Here is a 12,794-nt window from a genome sequence, read left to right as displayed (position 1 = left end):
CAACGGTCGATAGCGTCGTGTGCATCGAATAGCGGCATGCGGCCACGACTGACAACGCGCGGCCACGATGCTTTATTCCGCTGCGGTCTCGCGTCATAAAGCGTGCAACGAACGTCGTCATGGATTCGTAAGCGATACTGCATTTGATACCATGCGATGCCAGACTGCTACCATTCGCGCTGGCTCGCTCCTTGCTCCGAGGTGACTCCAATTCGATCCTCGCGACGCCAGATTCCAATGCATCGAAGGCATGAGAAGGACCGGCATCCGACAATGAACGTGAACGACTCGGAAGAACTGATCGCGTGTCATGAGTGCGACGCGCTGTTCGCGAAGCGTGCGCTTCCCCGGCGCAGCAAGGCAAGCTGTCCGCGCTGCGGCGCGCTGCTCTATCGCACGGCCGCATCGAACCTGGACCGCATCAGCGCCATGACGCTCGCGGCGCTCATCACGTTCGTGATCGCGCAGGGCTTTCCCATCGTCGAGCTGGATGCGAACGGCATGACCTCGCAGACCACGCTGATCGGCGCGATCGTCGCGTTGTGGAGCGAGCAGATGGAGATCGTCGCCTCGTTGGTATTTTGCAGCACCATCCTTTTTCCGCTGGCCGAACTGCTCGCGCTGCTCTACGTGCTGCTGCCGTTGCGCGCGGGTCATATTCCGCCCGGCTTCAATATCGTTCTGCGCACCATTCAGTTCGTGCGGCCGTGGGGCATGATCGAAGTCTTCATGCTCGGCATTCTCGTCACGCTCGTGAAGATGATCAGCCTCGCGCGCGTGATTCCTGAAGCCGCGCTGTTCGCGTTCGGCGGTCTCACGTTGATGGTCGCCGTGGTGGTGAGCTTCGATCCGCGCGCGTTGTGGGACGTGGCATCGCGTATTTCCGGGCAGCGCATGCCGCTTCAACCGGCTGTCTCGGGCGGAAAAACGTGAGCGATCAGGCGACTCCCATCACCACCGCCTCGGACGCGCATCTCGTCTCGTGCCACGCGTGCGGGCTCGTGCAGCCGCTTGCGCGCACCATCGAAAAGCAACGCTGCACGCGATGCGACGCCGTGGTCCACCGGCGTCATCCGGACAGCATCGCGCGAACATGGGCGCTGCTCATCAGCGCGGCGATCCTCTATATTCCGGCCAACCTGTTTCCGATGCTGCATACCTCGTCCATCCTGGGTTCGGAGGACGACACGATCATGAGCGGCGTGGCGCTGTTCTGGAGCGACGGCGACTATCCGATCGCCATCGTCATCTTCGTGGCGAGCATTCTCGTGCCGCTGCTCAAGCTGTTTTCGCTGGCGTTTCTCGTGATCAGCGTGCAGCGGCGTTCGACGGCTTCGCTGCGTCAGCGCACGACACTGTTTCGCATCGTCGAAGGCATCGGGCGATGGTCGATGCTGGATATTTTCGTGGTAACGCTCACGGTGGCGCTGGTGCGCTTCAAGTCGCTCGCGGTCATCACGGCGGGACCGGCGGCGCTGGCGTTCGCGTCGGTCGTGGTGCTGACCATGCTCGCCTCCATGCAATTCGACCCGCGTCTCATGTGGGACAACTCAGAACCCGAACCATCAGGATCAGGACAAGAACATGACTAGTGCCCAAGGTCCGAATGGGCCCGACCGAAGCGATCCGCCGACGCCGAACGCAGGCGGCGGCGGTCTGCCGCCGAATCTGCCGGAGCCGGTGATCGAGCCGCGCAGCCGCTGGCTGCCCTCGCTCGTGTGGCTCATTCCGCTGGTCGCGGCGCTGATCGGCGTGTTTCTCGTCGTCAAGACCGTGTCGAGCCGCGGGCCGACGGTCACCATCAGCTTCGTTTCCGCCGAAGGGCTGGAACCGGGCAAGACCAAGGTCAAGTTCAAGGACGTGGACATCGGCACGGTGAAGAACATCACCTTGTCGAAGGATCATTCGCGCGTGCTCGTGGATGTGCAACTCACCAAGGAAGCCACCGATTTCGCTGTGAAGGACACGCGCTTCTGGGTGGTGCGTCCGCGCGTGGCGGCAAGCGGCGTGACGGGTTTGTCCACGTTGCTGTCGGGCGCGTATATCGGCGTGGATGCGGGGCGTTCGACGGAAGATCAGTCGTACTTCGTCGGGCTGGAAACGCCGCCCGCCGTCACCGGCGATCAGAAAGGCCATACCTTCACGCTGCACGGTGAATCGCTCGGGTCGCTGGATATCGGCTCGCCGGTGTATTACCGGCGCGTGCAAGTGGGACAGGTCACGGCGTTTTCGCTCGACAAGGACGGCACCGGCGTGACCATGCAGGTGTTCGTCAACGCGCCTTACGATCAGTATGTCGGCAGCAACTCGCGCTGGTGGCATGCGAGCGGCGTCGATCTGCGGCTGGATTCGAGCGGCTTCACGCTCAACACGCAGTCGCTGGCGACGGTCATGCTCGGTGGCATCGCGTTCCAGACGCCGCCGAATCAGCAGGCCGGACCGCAGGCGAAGGACAACGCCACGTTCAAGCTCGGCTCCGATCAGGCGGACGCCATGCGCGATCCCGACGGCGATCCGGTGCATATCGTGATGAACTTCAACCAGTCGTTGCGCGGGCTGTCGGTCGGCGCGCCGGTGGACTTCCGGGGCATCGTGCTCGGGCAGGTGACGGGCATCGGCGTGCATTACGATCCGGAGTCGCATTCGTTCATGATGCCGGTCACCATCGATCTGTATCCGGACCGTCTCGGCCGTCGCGCCAAGCAGGCGATGCCCGCGGAAGGCTCGCCCGCCAGTCAGGACATGTTGCAGATGCTGGTCAAGCGCGGTCTGCGCGGCCAGTTGCGCACCGGCAACCTGCTGACGAGCCAGTTGTATGTGGCGCTCGACTTCTTCCCGAAGGCGCCTGCCGCGAAGGTGAACGCAGGCCAGGACCCGATCGAACTGCCGACCGTGCCGAACACGCTCGACGAACTGCAATTGCAGATCGCGGACATCGCGCGCAAGCTCGACAAGATTCCGTTCGACGAGATCGGCGCGAATCTGAACGGGTCGCTGAAGAACGCCAACGGGCTGTTCGACAAGCTGGACAAGGAAGTGATACCGGAACTGCACGGCACGCTTTCGGAGGCGCGCAAGACCTTCAGCGAAGCGCAATCCACGTTGCAATCGGATTCGCCGCTGCAATCCGATACGCGGCAGGCCATGCAGGAACTCACGCGCACGCTTCAATCGCTCAATGCGCTGGCGGATTATCTGGAACGCCATCCGGAATCGCTGCTGCGCGGCAAACAAGGAGAAAAACCATGAGGTTCGGCGCGTCGTTGACGATCCTGAGCGCCGCTTGCGCGCTGGCTGCGTGCTCGTCCTCGCCGACCAGCCGGTTCTACACGCTGGCCGGGCCTTCGGGCGCGAACACGCAGACGGCCACGGCGGCGACCGTGCCGTTCTACTTCGAACTTGCGCCCGTGGACATGCCGCAGCAGGTCGCGAAGAACCAACTTGTCGTGCAGACCAGCCCGGCGCAGGTGAAGGTGCTGGAGGAGGATCGCTGGGCCTCGCTGCCTGCGGACGAAGTGCGCCGCGCGCTGTCCGCCGATCTCACGCAGCGACTCGGTTCCATCGATGTGTACGGCACGTCGCGGCCCGAGACGGCATCGACGTATCGCGTGAAGGTGAATGTGCAGCGCTTCGAGTCGTGGCCCGGCGCGCAGGCCGTGATCGATGCCGTGTGGAGCGTGCGCGCGGCAGGTTCCGACACGGTGATGACGTGCCGCACGGTCGCCACGGAGCGCGTCGGCGATGGTTACGATGCGCTGGTCGACGGGCATCGCAAGGCGGTGGATGAAGTCGCCACCGCGATTGCCGCCGGCGTGCGCAGTCTGCGCGCGATGCCGGCGCCGGTCGCGCCATCGTCATCGGCGAAGGGCAAGAGTGCGGCCGCCCCGCGTCCCGCGCCGACCGTCGCGTGCCCCTCGTCCGGCGCGATCACCAACGCCAGCGCGCAATAACTGCGTTCGCCTCTTGCGCGGATCGCGCCCGATAGCGATACTTCCGCCCCCGGCTCGCGCGCCCTTTTTTCCGGACACGGCGAAGCGGCGCGCACGCCGTTCGCCACCGTTGTCATCAGACGACACCGAAACCGCGAGGTCATCTCGAAATTGCCGGCGGCCCGCGCGTGCCGGTTAAGATCGACCTCGCCTGTATTCCGAAATAACAGCGAAGATTTGATGATGAAACTGATCGGTTCGCACACCAGCCCGTTCGTCCGCAAGGTGCGGATCGTGATGGCGGAAAAGAAGATCGATTGCGAACTCGTGCTCGAGAATGTCTGGGCATCCGATTCCAAAATCCACGAGTACAACCCGCTCGGCAAGGTGCCCTGCCTGATTCTCGACGATGGCGAAGCGGTGTTCGACTCACGCGTGATCTGCGAATTCGTGGATGCGTTGACGCCCGTCGGCAAGCTCCTGCCGCAGGAACGCCGCGAGCGGACCGAAGTGCGCTGCTGGGAAGCGCTCGCGGACGGCATTCTCGAAGCTGCGGTGCTGATTCGCCTCGAAGGCACGTTGCGCGATGAAAGCCAGCGCAGCGAATCGTGGCTGGCGCGGCAACGTTTGAAAGTGGATGACGGTCTGCGCGCGATGGCGCGTGGTCTCGGCTCGAAGCAATGGTGCTCAGCGAACCGCTTCACGCTGGCGGATATCGCGTGTGGATGCGCGCTCGGCTATCTGGATTTTCGGATGCCGGATCTGAACTGGCGCGACACACATCAGAATCTCGATAAGTTTTATGCGCGTCTGACGCAGCGGCAATCGTTTATCGATACGCAGCCGGTTTGATCGATCGTTTCGTTTCCGAGCCGTCCAATGCGGCTCGTTGGCGAACCTTCATCGGTCAAATTAAATCTAGTACTAGGTAGATTGACCTGAATCAAAAAATCAGATCAATACCTGAGCGCCGGACTTTCCACCGGGCTGGACAGGCTGAAATGTTCCTTTCATGCATGAACAGCCTATTTCCGCCCTCAAACTCGCCGTTATCCGCCAATATCTATCTTCCTAAAGGTAGATAGTTCAGCGACTATTCAGGGGTTTTGCACAGAGTTATCCACAGGCCCGTGCTAACGGCGCACGCCTTCCGCGATTTCTTCGAGTCGTGCTCGTGTCTTGAACAGACGGCTCGTCAGCAGGCTTCCTTGAAATGCCGCGTAGAGCGAACGCGCCGCGGCTTCGGGTTTGCCGCCAGCGTCGAGCGTGTCTTGTGCTTCGCCTTCCAGAAGCACTTTCGCCAGCCAGTTCTCGTTGGCCTTGAAAAACGCCTGCACGGCGTCACGCACCTTATCCGGCAGCGATTCGATTTCCGCCGCCAGCATGCCGCACAGACAAACGCGCCGGCCATCGCCGACGATCCGCCCGAACAGCCGCGCGTACCGGTCCAGCTTCTTGTCAGCGGGCGCGGAACTGTCGATGGCGTAAATGGTGGACATGACGTCGGCGCTATACGCATTCACCGCTTCCAGCACGAGATCGTCCTTCGATGGGAAGTAGTAGTGGATGCTCGATGTCTTCACGCCCACGAGCACGGACAGATCGCGATAGCTGAAGCCGTTATAGCCGCGCGTCATCATGAGCGACTGGGCGTGGTCGAGCAGCGCTTCGCGAACGGTATTCCGGTCCATTGATTGGGAGAGCCGAGGATTGGATCGGTTAATTTATCTATCGCTAGATAGACGGTCAAGCACTTGTATCAAAAAAGTTTTGTCGTTTTTGGAAGGCTCTCCGGCGTGCAGCCGGAAAGCCTTCTTAACGAGCGATTGCGAGTTGCGCTTCGTTATGCGCCGACTGCGCTGCCGCTTCCTCGATGATGCCGCCGCCCAGACAAACATCGCCCTGATACAGCACCGCAGACTGGCCCGGCGTCACCGCCCATTGCGCGTCATCGAAATGCAGTGCGAAGCGGCCATCGTCGGCGCGCGAGAAATGGCACGCGGCATCCTGCTGGCGGTAGCGTGTCTTTGCGCCGCACGCGGTGCCTTCATCGGGCGCGAAGCCCGCGACCCAGCTCGTATTCCCGGCGACGAGCGTCGGCGACAGCAGCCACGGATGGTCATGTCCCTGCACGACATACAGCGTGTTGCGCGCCATGTCTTTGCCCGCGACGAACCACGGCTCGCCGCTGCCCTCCTTCGCCCCGCCGATACCGATGCCCTTCCTCTGCCCGAACGTATAAAACGCCAGCCCGATATGCTCGCCGACCACCTTGCCATCGGGCGTTTTCATCGGACCGGGCTGCGTCGGCAGATAACGATTGAGGAACTCGCGAAACGGCCGCTCGCCGATAAAGCAGATGCCTGTCGAATCCTTCTTCTTCGCATTCGGAAGCCCGATCTGCGCGGCGATCTCGCGCACCTTCGTCTTCGGCATTTCGCCCAACGGAAACAGCGTCTTCGACAATTGCGCCTGATTCAGCCGATGCAGGAAGTACGACTGATCCTTGGTCGAATCCGTCGCCTTGAGCAACTGGAACAAGCCGTCGCGTTCGCGCACGCGCGCGTAATGGCCGGTCGCGATGGTTTCCGCGCCCAGCGACATCGCGTGATCCAGAAAGGCCTTGAACTTGATCTCGGCATTGCACAGCACGTCCGGATTGGGCGTGCGGCCCGCCGAATATTCGCGCAGGAATTCGGCGAACACGCGGTCCTTGTATTCGGCGGCGAAGTTGACCGCTTCCACGTCGATGCCGATCAGATCCGCGACCGACACGACATCGATCCAGTCCTGCCGCGTCGAGCAGTATTCGCCGTCGTCATCGTCTTCCCAGTTCTTCATGAACAGGCCGACCACGTCGAAGCCCTGTTCCTTCAGAAGCCACGCCGTGACCGACGAATCCACGCCGCCCGACATGCCCACCACTACTTTTTGCTTGCTCATGGCCGTACCGCTCAGGTCCGCACTTTCGGCGCGACCGAATGCGTATGAATGAAATCGAGCGGCACGCGCCGCCCGGACAAGTAATCTTCGACACACTGCATGACAAGCGGCGTGCGATGCCGCGCTGTCGACTCCCGCAGTTCTTCCGGCGTGAGCCATAGCGTACGCACGATGCCATCGTCCAGCGCGCGCCCCGCTTCCTCGCCCAGCGATTTGCCGCAGAACGTGAAGCGCAGATAGGTGACATCGCCGCTCGGCCGCGCGAAGTGCGTCATGTACGCGCCGATGAGCGCCTCCGGCTCGAACCGATGCGCGGTTTCTTCAAGCGTCTCGCGAATCACGGCTTCGACGAGCGTTTCGCCCGCCTCCAAATGGCCCGCTGGCTGATTGAAGCGCAGCCCGGCCGACGTATGTTCTTCAATGACGAGAAAGCGCCCGTCTTTCTCGACGACCGCAGCCACGGTCACGTGTGGTGCCCAAGTATCTGATTTCATGGCGAGATATTTTACCGTCACGACGTGGATCGCGTGCGAATCGGCTTAAGGGTAAGCGTTGATGCGATGGATGCCGAAACCGGGTCCGGATCGGTTCTGGCGCGCGAATTCTTCGGTTACAGTGGCAATAGCCGTCGATTCCAGCATTTGAAATAAAACGCAGCCTGAAACTTCGTCGTGCGAAGGCACGCGAACAGGCCACAAGAGAGGAGGATTCGAGATGCACATCGGAGTGCCTGCCGAAACACGGGCGAACGAGGCGCGCGTCGCCGCCACGCCCGAAACGGTCAAGAAACTCGTCACGCAGGGGCATCGCGTGACGGTGCAGAGCGGTGCGGGCCTGCCCGCCAGTTATATCGACGATGCCTTCGCCCAAGCCGGCGCCGATCTCGTCGATGCCGCGACCGCCTTTGGCGCGGAAATCGTGCTCAAGGTCCAGTCGCCGACCGAAGCCGAACTCGGCTTGTTCAAACCGGGCGCCGTGCTGATCGGCATGCTTGATCCTTTCAATACCGAGAACACCGCGCGGCTCGCCGCCGCCAATCTGACCGCGTTCGCGCTCGAAGCCGCGCCGCGCACCACGCGCGCGCAGAGCCTCGACGTGCTCTCGTCACAGGCGAATATCGCCGGATACAAGGCCGTGCTGGTGGCCTGCCAGTATTACCAGCGCTTCATGCCGATGCTCATGACCGCTGCTGGCACCGTGAAAGCGGCGCGCGTGCTGGTGCTCGGCGCGGGCGTCGCGGGCTTGCAGGCGATTGCGACGGCAAAACGCCTGGGCGCGGTCGTCGAAGCGTCCGACGTGCGGCCTGCCGTGAAAGAGCAGATCGAATCGCTGGGCGCGAAGTTCGTCGATGTGCCGTTCGAGACCGACGAAGAACGCGAGGCCGCCGTGGGCGTCGGCGGTTATGCGCGCCCGATGCCCGCAAGCTGGCTCGCGCGGCAATCGGCACAGGTTCACGAACGCGCGAAGGCGGCGGATATCGTCATCTCCACGGCGCTGATTCCCGGCCGTCCCGCGCCGACGCTCTTGTCCGTGGAAACGGTGAAGCATATGAAACCCGGCTCGGTGATCGTCGATCTCGCGGCCGGTCGCGGCCCGGAGTTCGAAGGCAGGCGCGGCGGCAATTGTCCGCTCACCGAAGTGGATCAGGTCGTGATGAAGCATGACGTGCATATCGTCGGCCACACGAACCTCGCCTCGATGGTCGCAACCGACGCCTCCGCGCTCTACGCGCGCAATCTGCTCGACTTTCTGAAGCTGGTGCTGACCAAGGAAGGCACGTTCAATATCGACCTCGCCGACGATATCGTCGCGGCCACGCTGCAATGCCGCGATGGTCAGATCACCCGGCCCACGGCCTGACACGGAGACTCTCATGGACGTCATCAACCATACGGTGATCAACCTCATCATCTTCGTGCTGGCCATTTATGTCGGCTACCACGTCGTCTGGAACGTCACGCCCGCGCTGCATACGCCGCTCATGGCCGTGACCAACGCGATTTCGGCCATCGTCATTGTCGGCGCGATGCTTGCCGTTGGGCTGACAGTGGGCGGCGCGGGCAAGTTCTTCGGTACGTTAGCTGTGCTGCTCGCAGCGGTGAACGTGTTCGGCGGCTTTCTCGTCACGCGGCGAATGCTGGAGATGTTCAAGCGGAAGGAACCCTCCCGGAAGATCACGCACAAGGAGGGCGCTTAAATGAGCCTGAACGTCGTTACTCTTTTGTATCTGGTCGCGTCGGTGTGCTTCATTCAGGCGCTCAAGGGCTTGTCGAATCCGAAGACGGCGCGCATTGGCAATACGTTCGGGATGGCGGGCATGGCGATCGCCATTCTCACCACGCTCGCGCTGATCGTGAAGCAGGCATCGTATCTCGGGTCGAATCTGTCGCTCGGATTGTCGTTGCTGTTTCTGGCGCTGATCGTCGGCGGCGGCGCGGGTGCGTATATCGCGGCGAAAGTCGAGATGACGAAGATGCCCGAACTCGTCGCGGCGATGCATTCGCTGATCGGTCTCGCGGCGGTGTGCATTGCGTATGGCGTGGTGGCCGAGCCTTCGGCGTTCGGACTTGCCGCGCCGGGTGAGCCGATTCCTTATGGCAATCGCGTGGAGTTGTTCATCGGCACGTTCGTCGGCGCGATCACGTTTTCCGGGTCGGTGATCGCGTTCGGCAAGTTGTCGGGCAAGTACAAGTTCCGGCTGTTTCAGGGCGCGCCGGTGGTGTATTCGGGACAGCATCTGATCAACTTGTTGCTGGCCGTCGCGATGATCGGCTTCGGCGTGATTTTCATGCTCACGGAGTCGTGGCTGCCGTTCATCATCATGACGGTTATCGCGTTCGCGTTGGGCGTGCTCATCATCATTCCGATTGGTGGCGCGGATATGCCGGTGGTCGTGTCGATGCTCAACTCGTATTCGGGCTGGGCGGCGGCGGGCATCGGCTTTTCGCTGAACAATCCGATGCTGATTATCGCGGGATCGTTGGTGGGTTCGTCGGGCGCGATTCTGTCGTACATCATGTGCCGCGCGATGAATCGTTCGTTCTTCAATGTGATTTTGGGCGGGTTTGGCGGCGAGGCGGGGGGTGCTGCGGCGGGTGGCGCGCAGGAACAGCGGCCGGTCAAGTCCGGTTCCGCCGATGACGCTGCGTTCATGCTCGGCAATGCGGAAACCGTGGTGATCGTGCCGGGTTATGGGCTTGCCGTGGCGCGCGCGCAGCATGCGTTGAAGGAGTTGACGGATAAGCTTGTCGAAAAGGGAATCGACGTTCGGTATGCGATTCATCCGGTTGCGGGGCGGATGCCGGGGCATATGAATGTGCTGCTCGCCGAGGCCGAAGTGCCTTATGAGATGGTGCAGGAGATGGAGGACATCAACAGCGAATTCGGCCAGACGGATGTGGTGCTGGTGCTCGGCGCGAACGATGTGGTGAATCCGGCGGCGAAGACGGATCCGAAATCGGCGATCGCGGGGATGCCTATTTTGGAGGCTTACAAGGCCAGGACGATCATCGTGAATAAGCGGTCGATGGCGGCGGGGTATGCCGGACTCGACAACGAACTGTTCTATATGGACAAGACAATGATGGTGTTTGGGGATGCAAAGAAGGTGGTGGAGGATATGATGAAGGCGGTGGAGTGAGGGGGAGTTGAATGAATGCTGCTTTGAGCAACGAACCTTGCTCAAAGCAGCCCCTTATCCAAAGCTATTTTGCTTCCGGTCCACGCAAAGACCTATCCTCAATAGCCAATGTGAGAAGGTCGTGCTGATCTTTGTATCGCAGCAAACGCTGCATTCCAATCATGCTTAGGACAAGCATAAACAAGATTGCTCCAGTAGAGGCAATTACCGCGTATTTGTAGACAGATTTTGCAAACAATTCGTTGGCTTGGGTGAGCAAGAGCGTAATGACTGCGAGCGCAATACCGCCAGCCAGCAAATTAGATCGCGGCTCCTTGTGCTTTACCACGCAACGCAGATGCGCTTCGCTGAGTTTCAGCAACGAAACGTCAAACTCAGAAAACTTCTTGACCTGTTTGCTGTTGTGGTCAACTTCATTGCATAGATCTTCCAGAACGTCCCGATTCGAAAAAAACGCAGCACCAGCGATGGGTGTTTCGGCAAGAACGGCCAGAAAGACAAGCACTTCTAGGACCACCAGTCCCGCAACGCCAACCATAGCCCATTCGGTTGATAGGCTTCCCGCACATGTCCTCCACATCGCCAGCAGCGCAGGAACTACTATTGTTCCTGCAGCGCAGATGATGAGACGCTGGCTGTACTTGGACGCCTTTCGATCAGCTCGATCCAAATTCCCCCGCGTGTGCCACGGGTAGCAATCGTCGAGTACTGCAAGCACCTCTCGCATCCTTTCAGCTTTAATCTCTCTTTCTATCATTTGATCTGTTATCCAAAATAATTACTCAAAGATAACTCGCGAGATCAAACTTCTTGCTATACCGAGACCAAATATTACAGCCATCGGTCTCGACTGGCCGCCTATGCACTTGTCCCTCTACCCCCGCGTACAATACCGCCTTTGAACGCCCCCCAGACCTCCCCATGTCCACCCCCCTATTCGACTGGTTCGCCCCCTGCCCACGCGGGCTTGAAGCGCCACTCGCCGCCGAACTCGCCGAAATCGGAGAGCGCCACGTCGCCAATGCAGCGCTTACGGGCGCAGGCTCGCTCACGGTCGGTCAGGCAACACCCGGCGGCGTGCACTTCCGGGGCGGCTGGGTCGCGGGCATGGCGGCGAACCTGCATTCGCGCATCGCGAGCCGCGTGCTGATGAAGATCGCGCAAGGTCCGTATCGCAGCGAACACGACATCTACGATCTCGCGAATCGCCAGCGCTGGGAACAATGGTTCACGCCGAGCCAGACCATGCGCGTCGATCTCACCGCGATCAAATCGCCGCTCAAGAGCCTCGAATTCACCACGTTGCGCGTGAAGGACGCCGTCTGCGATCGTCTGCGCGATCTGTCCGGCGCGCGCCCGAGCATCGACACGGCGCAACCGGATGTGCGCATCTTCGTATTCCTGACGATGAACGAGTGCACGCTCTACCTCGACACGTCCGGCGAACCGCTTTTCAAACGCGGCTGGCGACTCGACAAGGGCGCGGCGCCGCTGCGCGAAAATCTCGCGGCAGGCATTCTGCGCCTCACCGGCTGGACGCCCGGCACACCGCTGTTCGATCCGATGTGCGGCAGCGGCACCTTCCTCGCCGAAGCCGCGCAGACCGCGCTGAACATCGCGCCGGGAAGCGAACGGCATTTCGGCTTCGAAAAGCTCAAGCCCTTCCATCCGGGCATGTGGCAAAAACTCAAGACGGCCGCGCTCGAAGCAAAACGCGCCGCCGCGCGCACGCCACTGTCCGAACTCAATATCTTCGGCAGCGACATCTCCGGCGACATGCTCGACAAGGCGCGCGCCAATCTGCAACGCGCGGGCTTGCCCGATCTCACGCTCAAACAAATCGACGCCCGCAACATGACGCCGCCGACGCAGGAGCCGGGCATCCTGATCGCGAATCCGCCGTATGGCGAGCGGATCGAAGTGCGTGGACGCGGCCCGCGCGGTGAAATTCGCGAAACGCCCCGCTCGCGTCGTGACGAAGAAGATTCGTTCGCGCGCGCCCAGCCCGATCCGGCCGACACCGAGTTCTTCGTTTCCTTCGGCAACGCGTTGAAGCAGCGCTTCCCCGGCTGGCGCGCCTACGTGCTCACTTCCGACCGCAAGCTTCCCGGCATGCTCCGGCTGCGCGAATCGACCAAGACGCCGCTGTTCAATGGCGCGCTCGAATGCCGCCTGTTCCGCTTCGATCTGGTCGCGGGCAGTGTGCGGAGCCGTCCGTCGGAAGAGTAAGCCGACGCGCTGCTTTCGCGTCATGTAGAAAGTATGCGATGCCCTTCGACGCC

The 12,794-nt window shown here is 61.4% G+C and carries 13 protein-coding genes; 9 read left to right on the top strand and 4 right to left on the bottom strand.

Annotated elements, in window-relative coordinates; genetic code table 11:
* The first annotated feature begins 273 nt into the window (after positions 1 to 273).
* The 5 genes from ACZCWR_RS04615 to ACZCWR_RS04595 all read left to right on the top strand — a co-directional run bounded on the left by ACZCWR_RS04615 (position 274) and on the right by ACZCWR_RS04595 (position 4,781).
* Complete coding sequence (locus ACZCWR_RS04615) at positions 274 to 933, top strand: paraquat-inducible protein A (RefSeq protein ID WP_487302545.1); 660 nt, start codon at positions 274 to 276, stop codon at positions 931 to 933.
* On the top strand, positions 930 to 1,592 hold the full coding sequence (locus ACZCWR_RS04610; protein ID WP_487302544.1) for a paraquat-inducible protein A: 663 nt from the start codon (positions 930 to 932) through the stop codon (positions 1,590 to 1,592). Before ACZCWR_RS04615 ends, ACZCWR_RS04610 begins: the two co-directional genes overlap by 4 nt.
* Complete coding sequence (locus ACZCWR_RS04605; RefSeq protein WP_487302543.1) at positions 1,585 to 3,249, top strand: PqiB family protein; 1,665 nt, start codon at positions 1,585 to 1,587, stop codon at positions 3,247 to 3,249. The genes ACZCWR_RS04610 and ACZCWR_RS04605 overlap by 8 nt, the downstream gene beginning before the upstream one ends.
* Complete coding sequence (locus ACZCWR_RS04600) at positions 3,246 to 3,950, top strand: PqiC family protein (protein WP_487302542.1); 705 nt, start codon at positions 3,246 to 3,248, stop codon at positions 3,948 to 3,950. Before ACZCWR_RS04605 ends, ACZCWR_RS04600 begins: the two co-directional genes overlap by 4 nt.
* A gap of 222 nt (positions 3,951 to 4,172) precedes the next feature.
* Entirely contained in the window at positions 4,173 to 4,781 is a 609-nt protein-coding gene (locus ACZCWR_RS04595) for a glutathione S-transferase (protein WP_487303244.1), read from the top strand.
* Between the two features lie 281 nt (positions 4,782 to 5,062).
* Here the strand turns inward: ACZCWR_RS04595 and ACZCWR_RS04590 are convergent, their stop codons facing one another.
* The 3 genes from ACZCWR_RS04590 to ACZCWR_RS04580 form a co-directional block, all read right to left on the bottom strand.
* On the bottom strand, positions 5,063 to 5,620 hold the full coding sequence (locus ACZCWR_RS04590) for a TetR/AcrR family transcriptional regulator (RefSeq protein WP_487302541.1): 558 nt from the start codon (positions 5,618 to 5,620) through the stop codon (positions 5,063 to 5,065).
* 124 nt (positions 5,621 to 5,744) lie between these two features.
* Positions 5,745 to 6,872, bottom strand: coding sequence for a tRNA 2-thiouridine(34) synthase MnmA (gene mnmA / locus ACZCWR_RS04585; RefSeq protein ID WP_487302540.1), 1,128 nt, complete (start codon positions 6,870 to 6,872; stop codon positions 5,745 to 5,747).
* A gap of 11 nt (positions 6,873 to 6,883) precedes the next feature.
* Complete coding sequence (locus ACZCWR_RS04580) at positions 6,884 to 7,366, bottom strand: NUDIX hydrolase (RefSeq protein ID WP_487302539.1); 483 nt, start codon at positions 7,364 to 7,366, stop codon at positions 6,884 to 6,886.
* A gap of 220 nt (positions 7,367 to 7,586) precedes the next feature.
* Here ACZCWR_RS04580 and ACZCWR_RS04575 point away from each other — a divergent pair, with 220 nt between their 5' ends.
* From ACZCWR_RS04575 to ACZCWR_RS04565, 3 genes are read left to right on the top strand one after another with little or no spacing between them, the layout of a single operon-like run.
* A complete protein-coding gene (locus tag ACZCWR_RS04575) occupies positions 7,587 to 8,732 on the top strand; it encodes a Re/Si-specific NAD(P)(+) transhydrogenase subunit alpha (RefSeq protein WP_487302538.1) in 1,146 nt (381 codons plus the stop codon).
* Between the two features lie 13 nt (positions 8,733 to 8,745).
* A complete protein-coding gene (locus ACZCWR_RS04570) occupies positions 8,746 to 9,069 on the top strand; it encodes an NAD(P) transhydrogenase subunit alpha part 2 (protein WP_487302537.1) in 324 nt (107 codons plus the stop codon).
* The gene (locus ACZCWR_RS04565; protein WP_487302536.1) at positions 9,070 to 10,512 is read left to right on the top strand and encodes an NAD(P)(+) transhydrogenase (Re/Si-specific) subunit beta; all 1,443 of its coding nucleotides are present in this window, start codon (positions 9,070 to 9,072) and stop codon (positions 10,510 to 10,512) included.
* A 64-nt stretch (positions 10,513 to 10,576) separates the two neighbouring features.
* Here the strand turns inward: ACZCWR_RS04565 and ACZCWR_RS04560 are convergent, their stop codons facing one another.
* The gene (locus ACZCWR_RS04560; protein ID WP_487302535.1) at positions 10,577 to 11,269 is read right to left on the bottom strand and encodes a hypothetical protein; all 693 of its coding nucleotides are present in this window, start codon (positions 11,267 to 11,269) and stop codon (positions 10,577 to 10,579) included.
* Positions 11,270 to 11,433: 164 nt separating this feature from the next.
* Between ACZCWR_RS04560 and ACZCWR_RS04555 the strand changes: the two genes are divergently transcribed.
* The gene (locus tag ACZCWR_RS04555) at positions 11,434 to 12,741 is read left to right on the top strand and encodes a THUMP domain-containing class I SAM-dependent RNA methyltransferase (RefSeq protein WP_487302534.1); all 1,308 of its coding nucleotides are present in this window, start codon (positions 11,434 to 11,436) and stop codon (positions 12,739 to 12,741) included.
* The last annotated feature ends 53 nt before the right edge of the window (positions 12,742 to 12,794 follow it).

Source organism: Caballeronia sp. A2-2 (genome assembly GCF_057612605.2).
Note: the sequence above shows the minus strand (reverse complement) of the source record. Positions and strands in the feature narration are given on the sequence as shown.

Coding starts and splice junctions, on each gene's coding strand:
- ACZCWR_RS04615 (WP_487302545.1), top strand. CDS start 274: ATGAACGTGAACGACTCGGAAGAACTGATCGCGTGTCATGAGTGCGAC.
- ACZCWR_RS04605 (WP_487302543.1), top strand. CDS start 1,585: ATGACTAGTGCCCAAGGTCCGAATGGGCCCGACCGAAGCGATCCGCCG.
- ACZCWR_RS04600 (WP_487302542.1), top strand. CDS start 3,246: ATGAGGTTCGGCGCGTCGTTGACGATCCTGAGCGCCGCTTGCGCGCTG.
- ACZCWR_RS04595 (WP_487303244.1), top strand. CDS start 4,173: ATGAAACTGATCGGTTCGCACACCAGCCCGTTCGTCCGCAAGGTGCGG.
- ACZCWR_RS04590 (WP_487302541.1), bottom strand. CDS start 5,620: ATGGACCGGAATACCGTTCGCGAAGCGCTGCTCGACCACGCCCAGTCG.
- mnmA (WP_487302540.1), bottom strand. CDS start 6,872: ATGAGCAAGCAAAAAGTAGTGGTGGGCATGTCGGGCGGCGTGGATTCG.
- ACZCWR_RS04580 (WP_487302539.1), bottom strand. CDS start 7,366: ATGAAATCAGATACTTGGGCACCACACGTGACCGTGGCTGCGGTCGTC.
- ACZCWR_RS04575 (WP_487302538.1), top strand. CDS start 7,587: ATGCACATCGGAGTGCCTGCCGAAACACGGGCGAACGAGGCGCGCGTC.
- ACZCWR_RS04570 (WP_487302537.1), top strand. CDS start 8,746: ATGGACGTCATCAACCATACGGTGATCAACCTCATCATCTTCGTGCTG.
- ACZCWR_RS04565 (WP_487302536.1), top strand. CDS start 9,070: ATGAGCCTGAACGTCGTTACTCTTTTGTATCTGGTCGCGTCGGTGTGC.
- ACZCWR_RS04560 (WP_487302535.1), bottom strand. CDS start 11,269: ATGATAGAAAGAGAGATTAAAGCTGAAAGGATGCGAGAGGTGCTTGCA.
- ACZCWR_RS04555 (WP_487302534.1), top strand. CDS start 11,434: ATGTCCACCCCCCTATTCGACTGGTTCGCCCCCTGCCCACGCGGGCTT.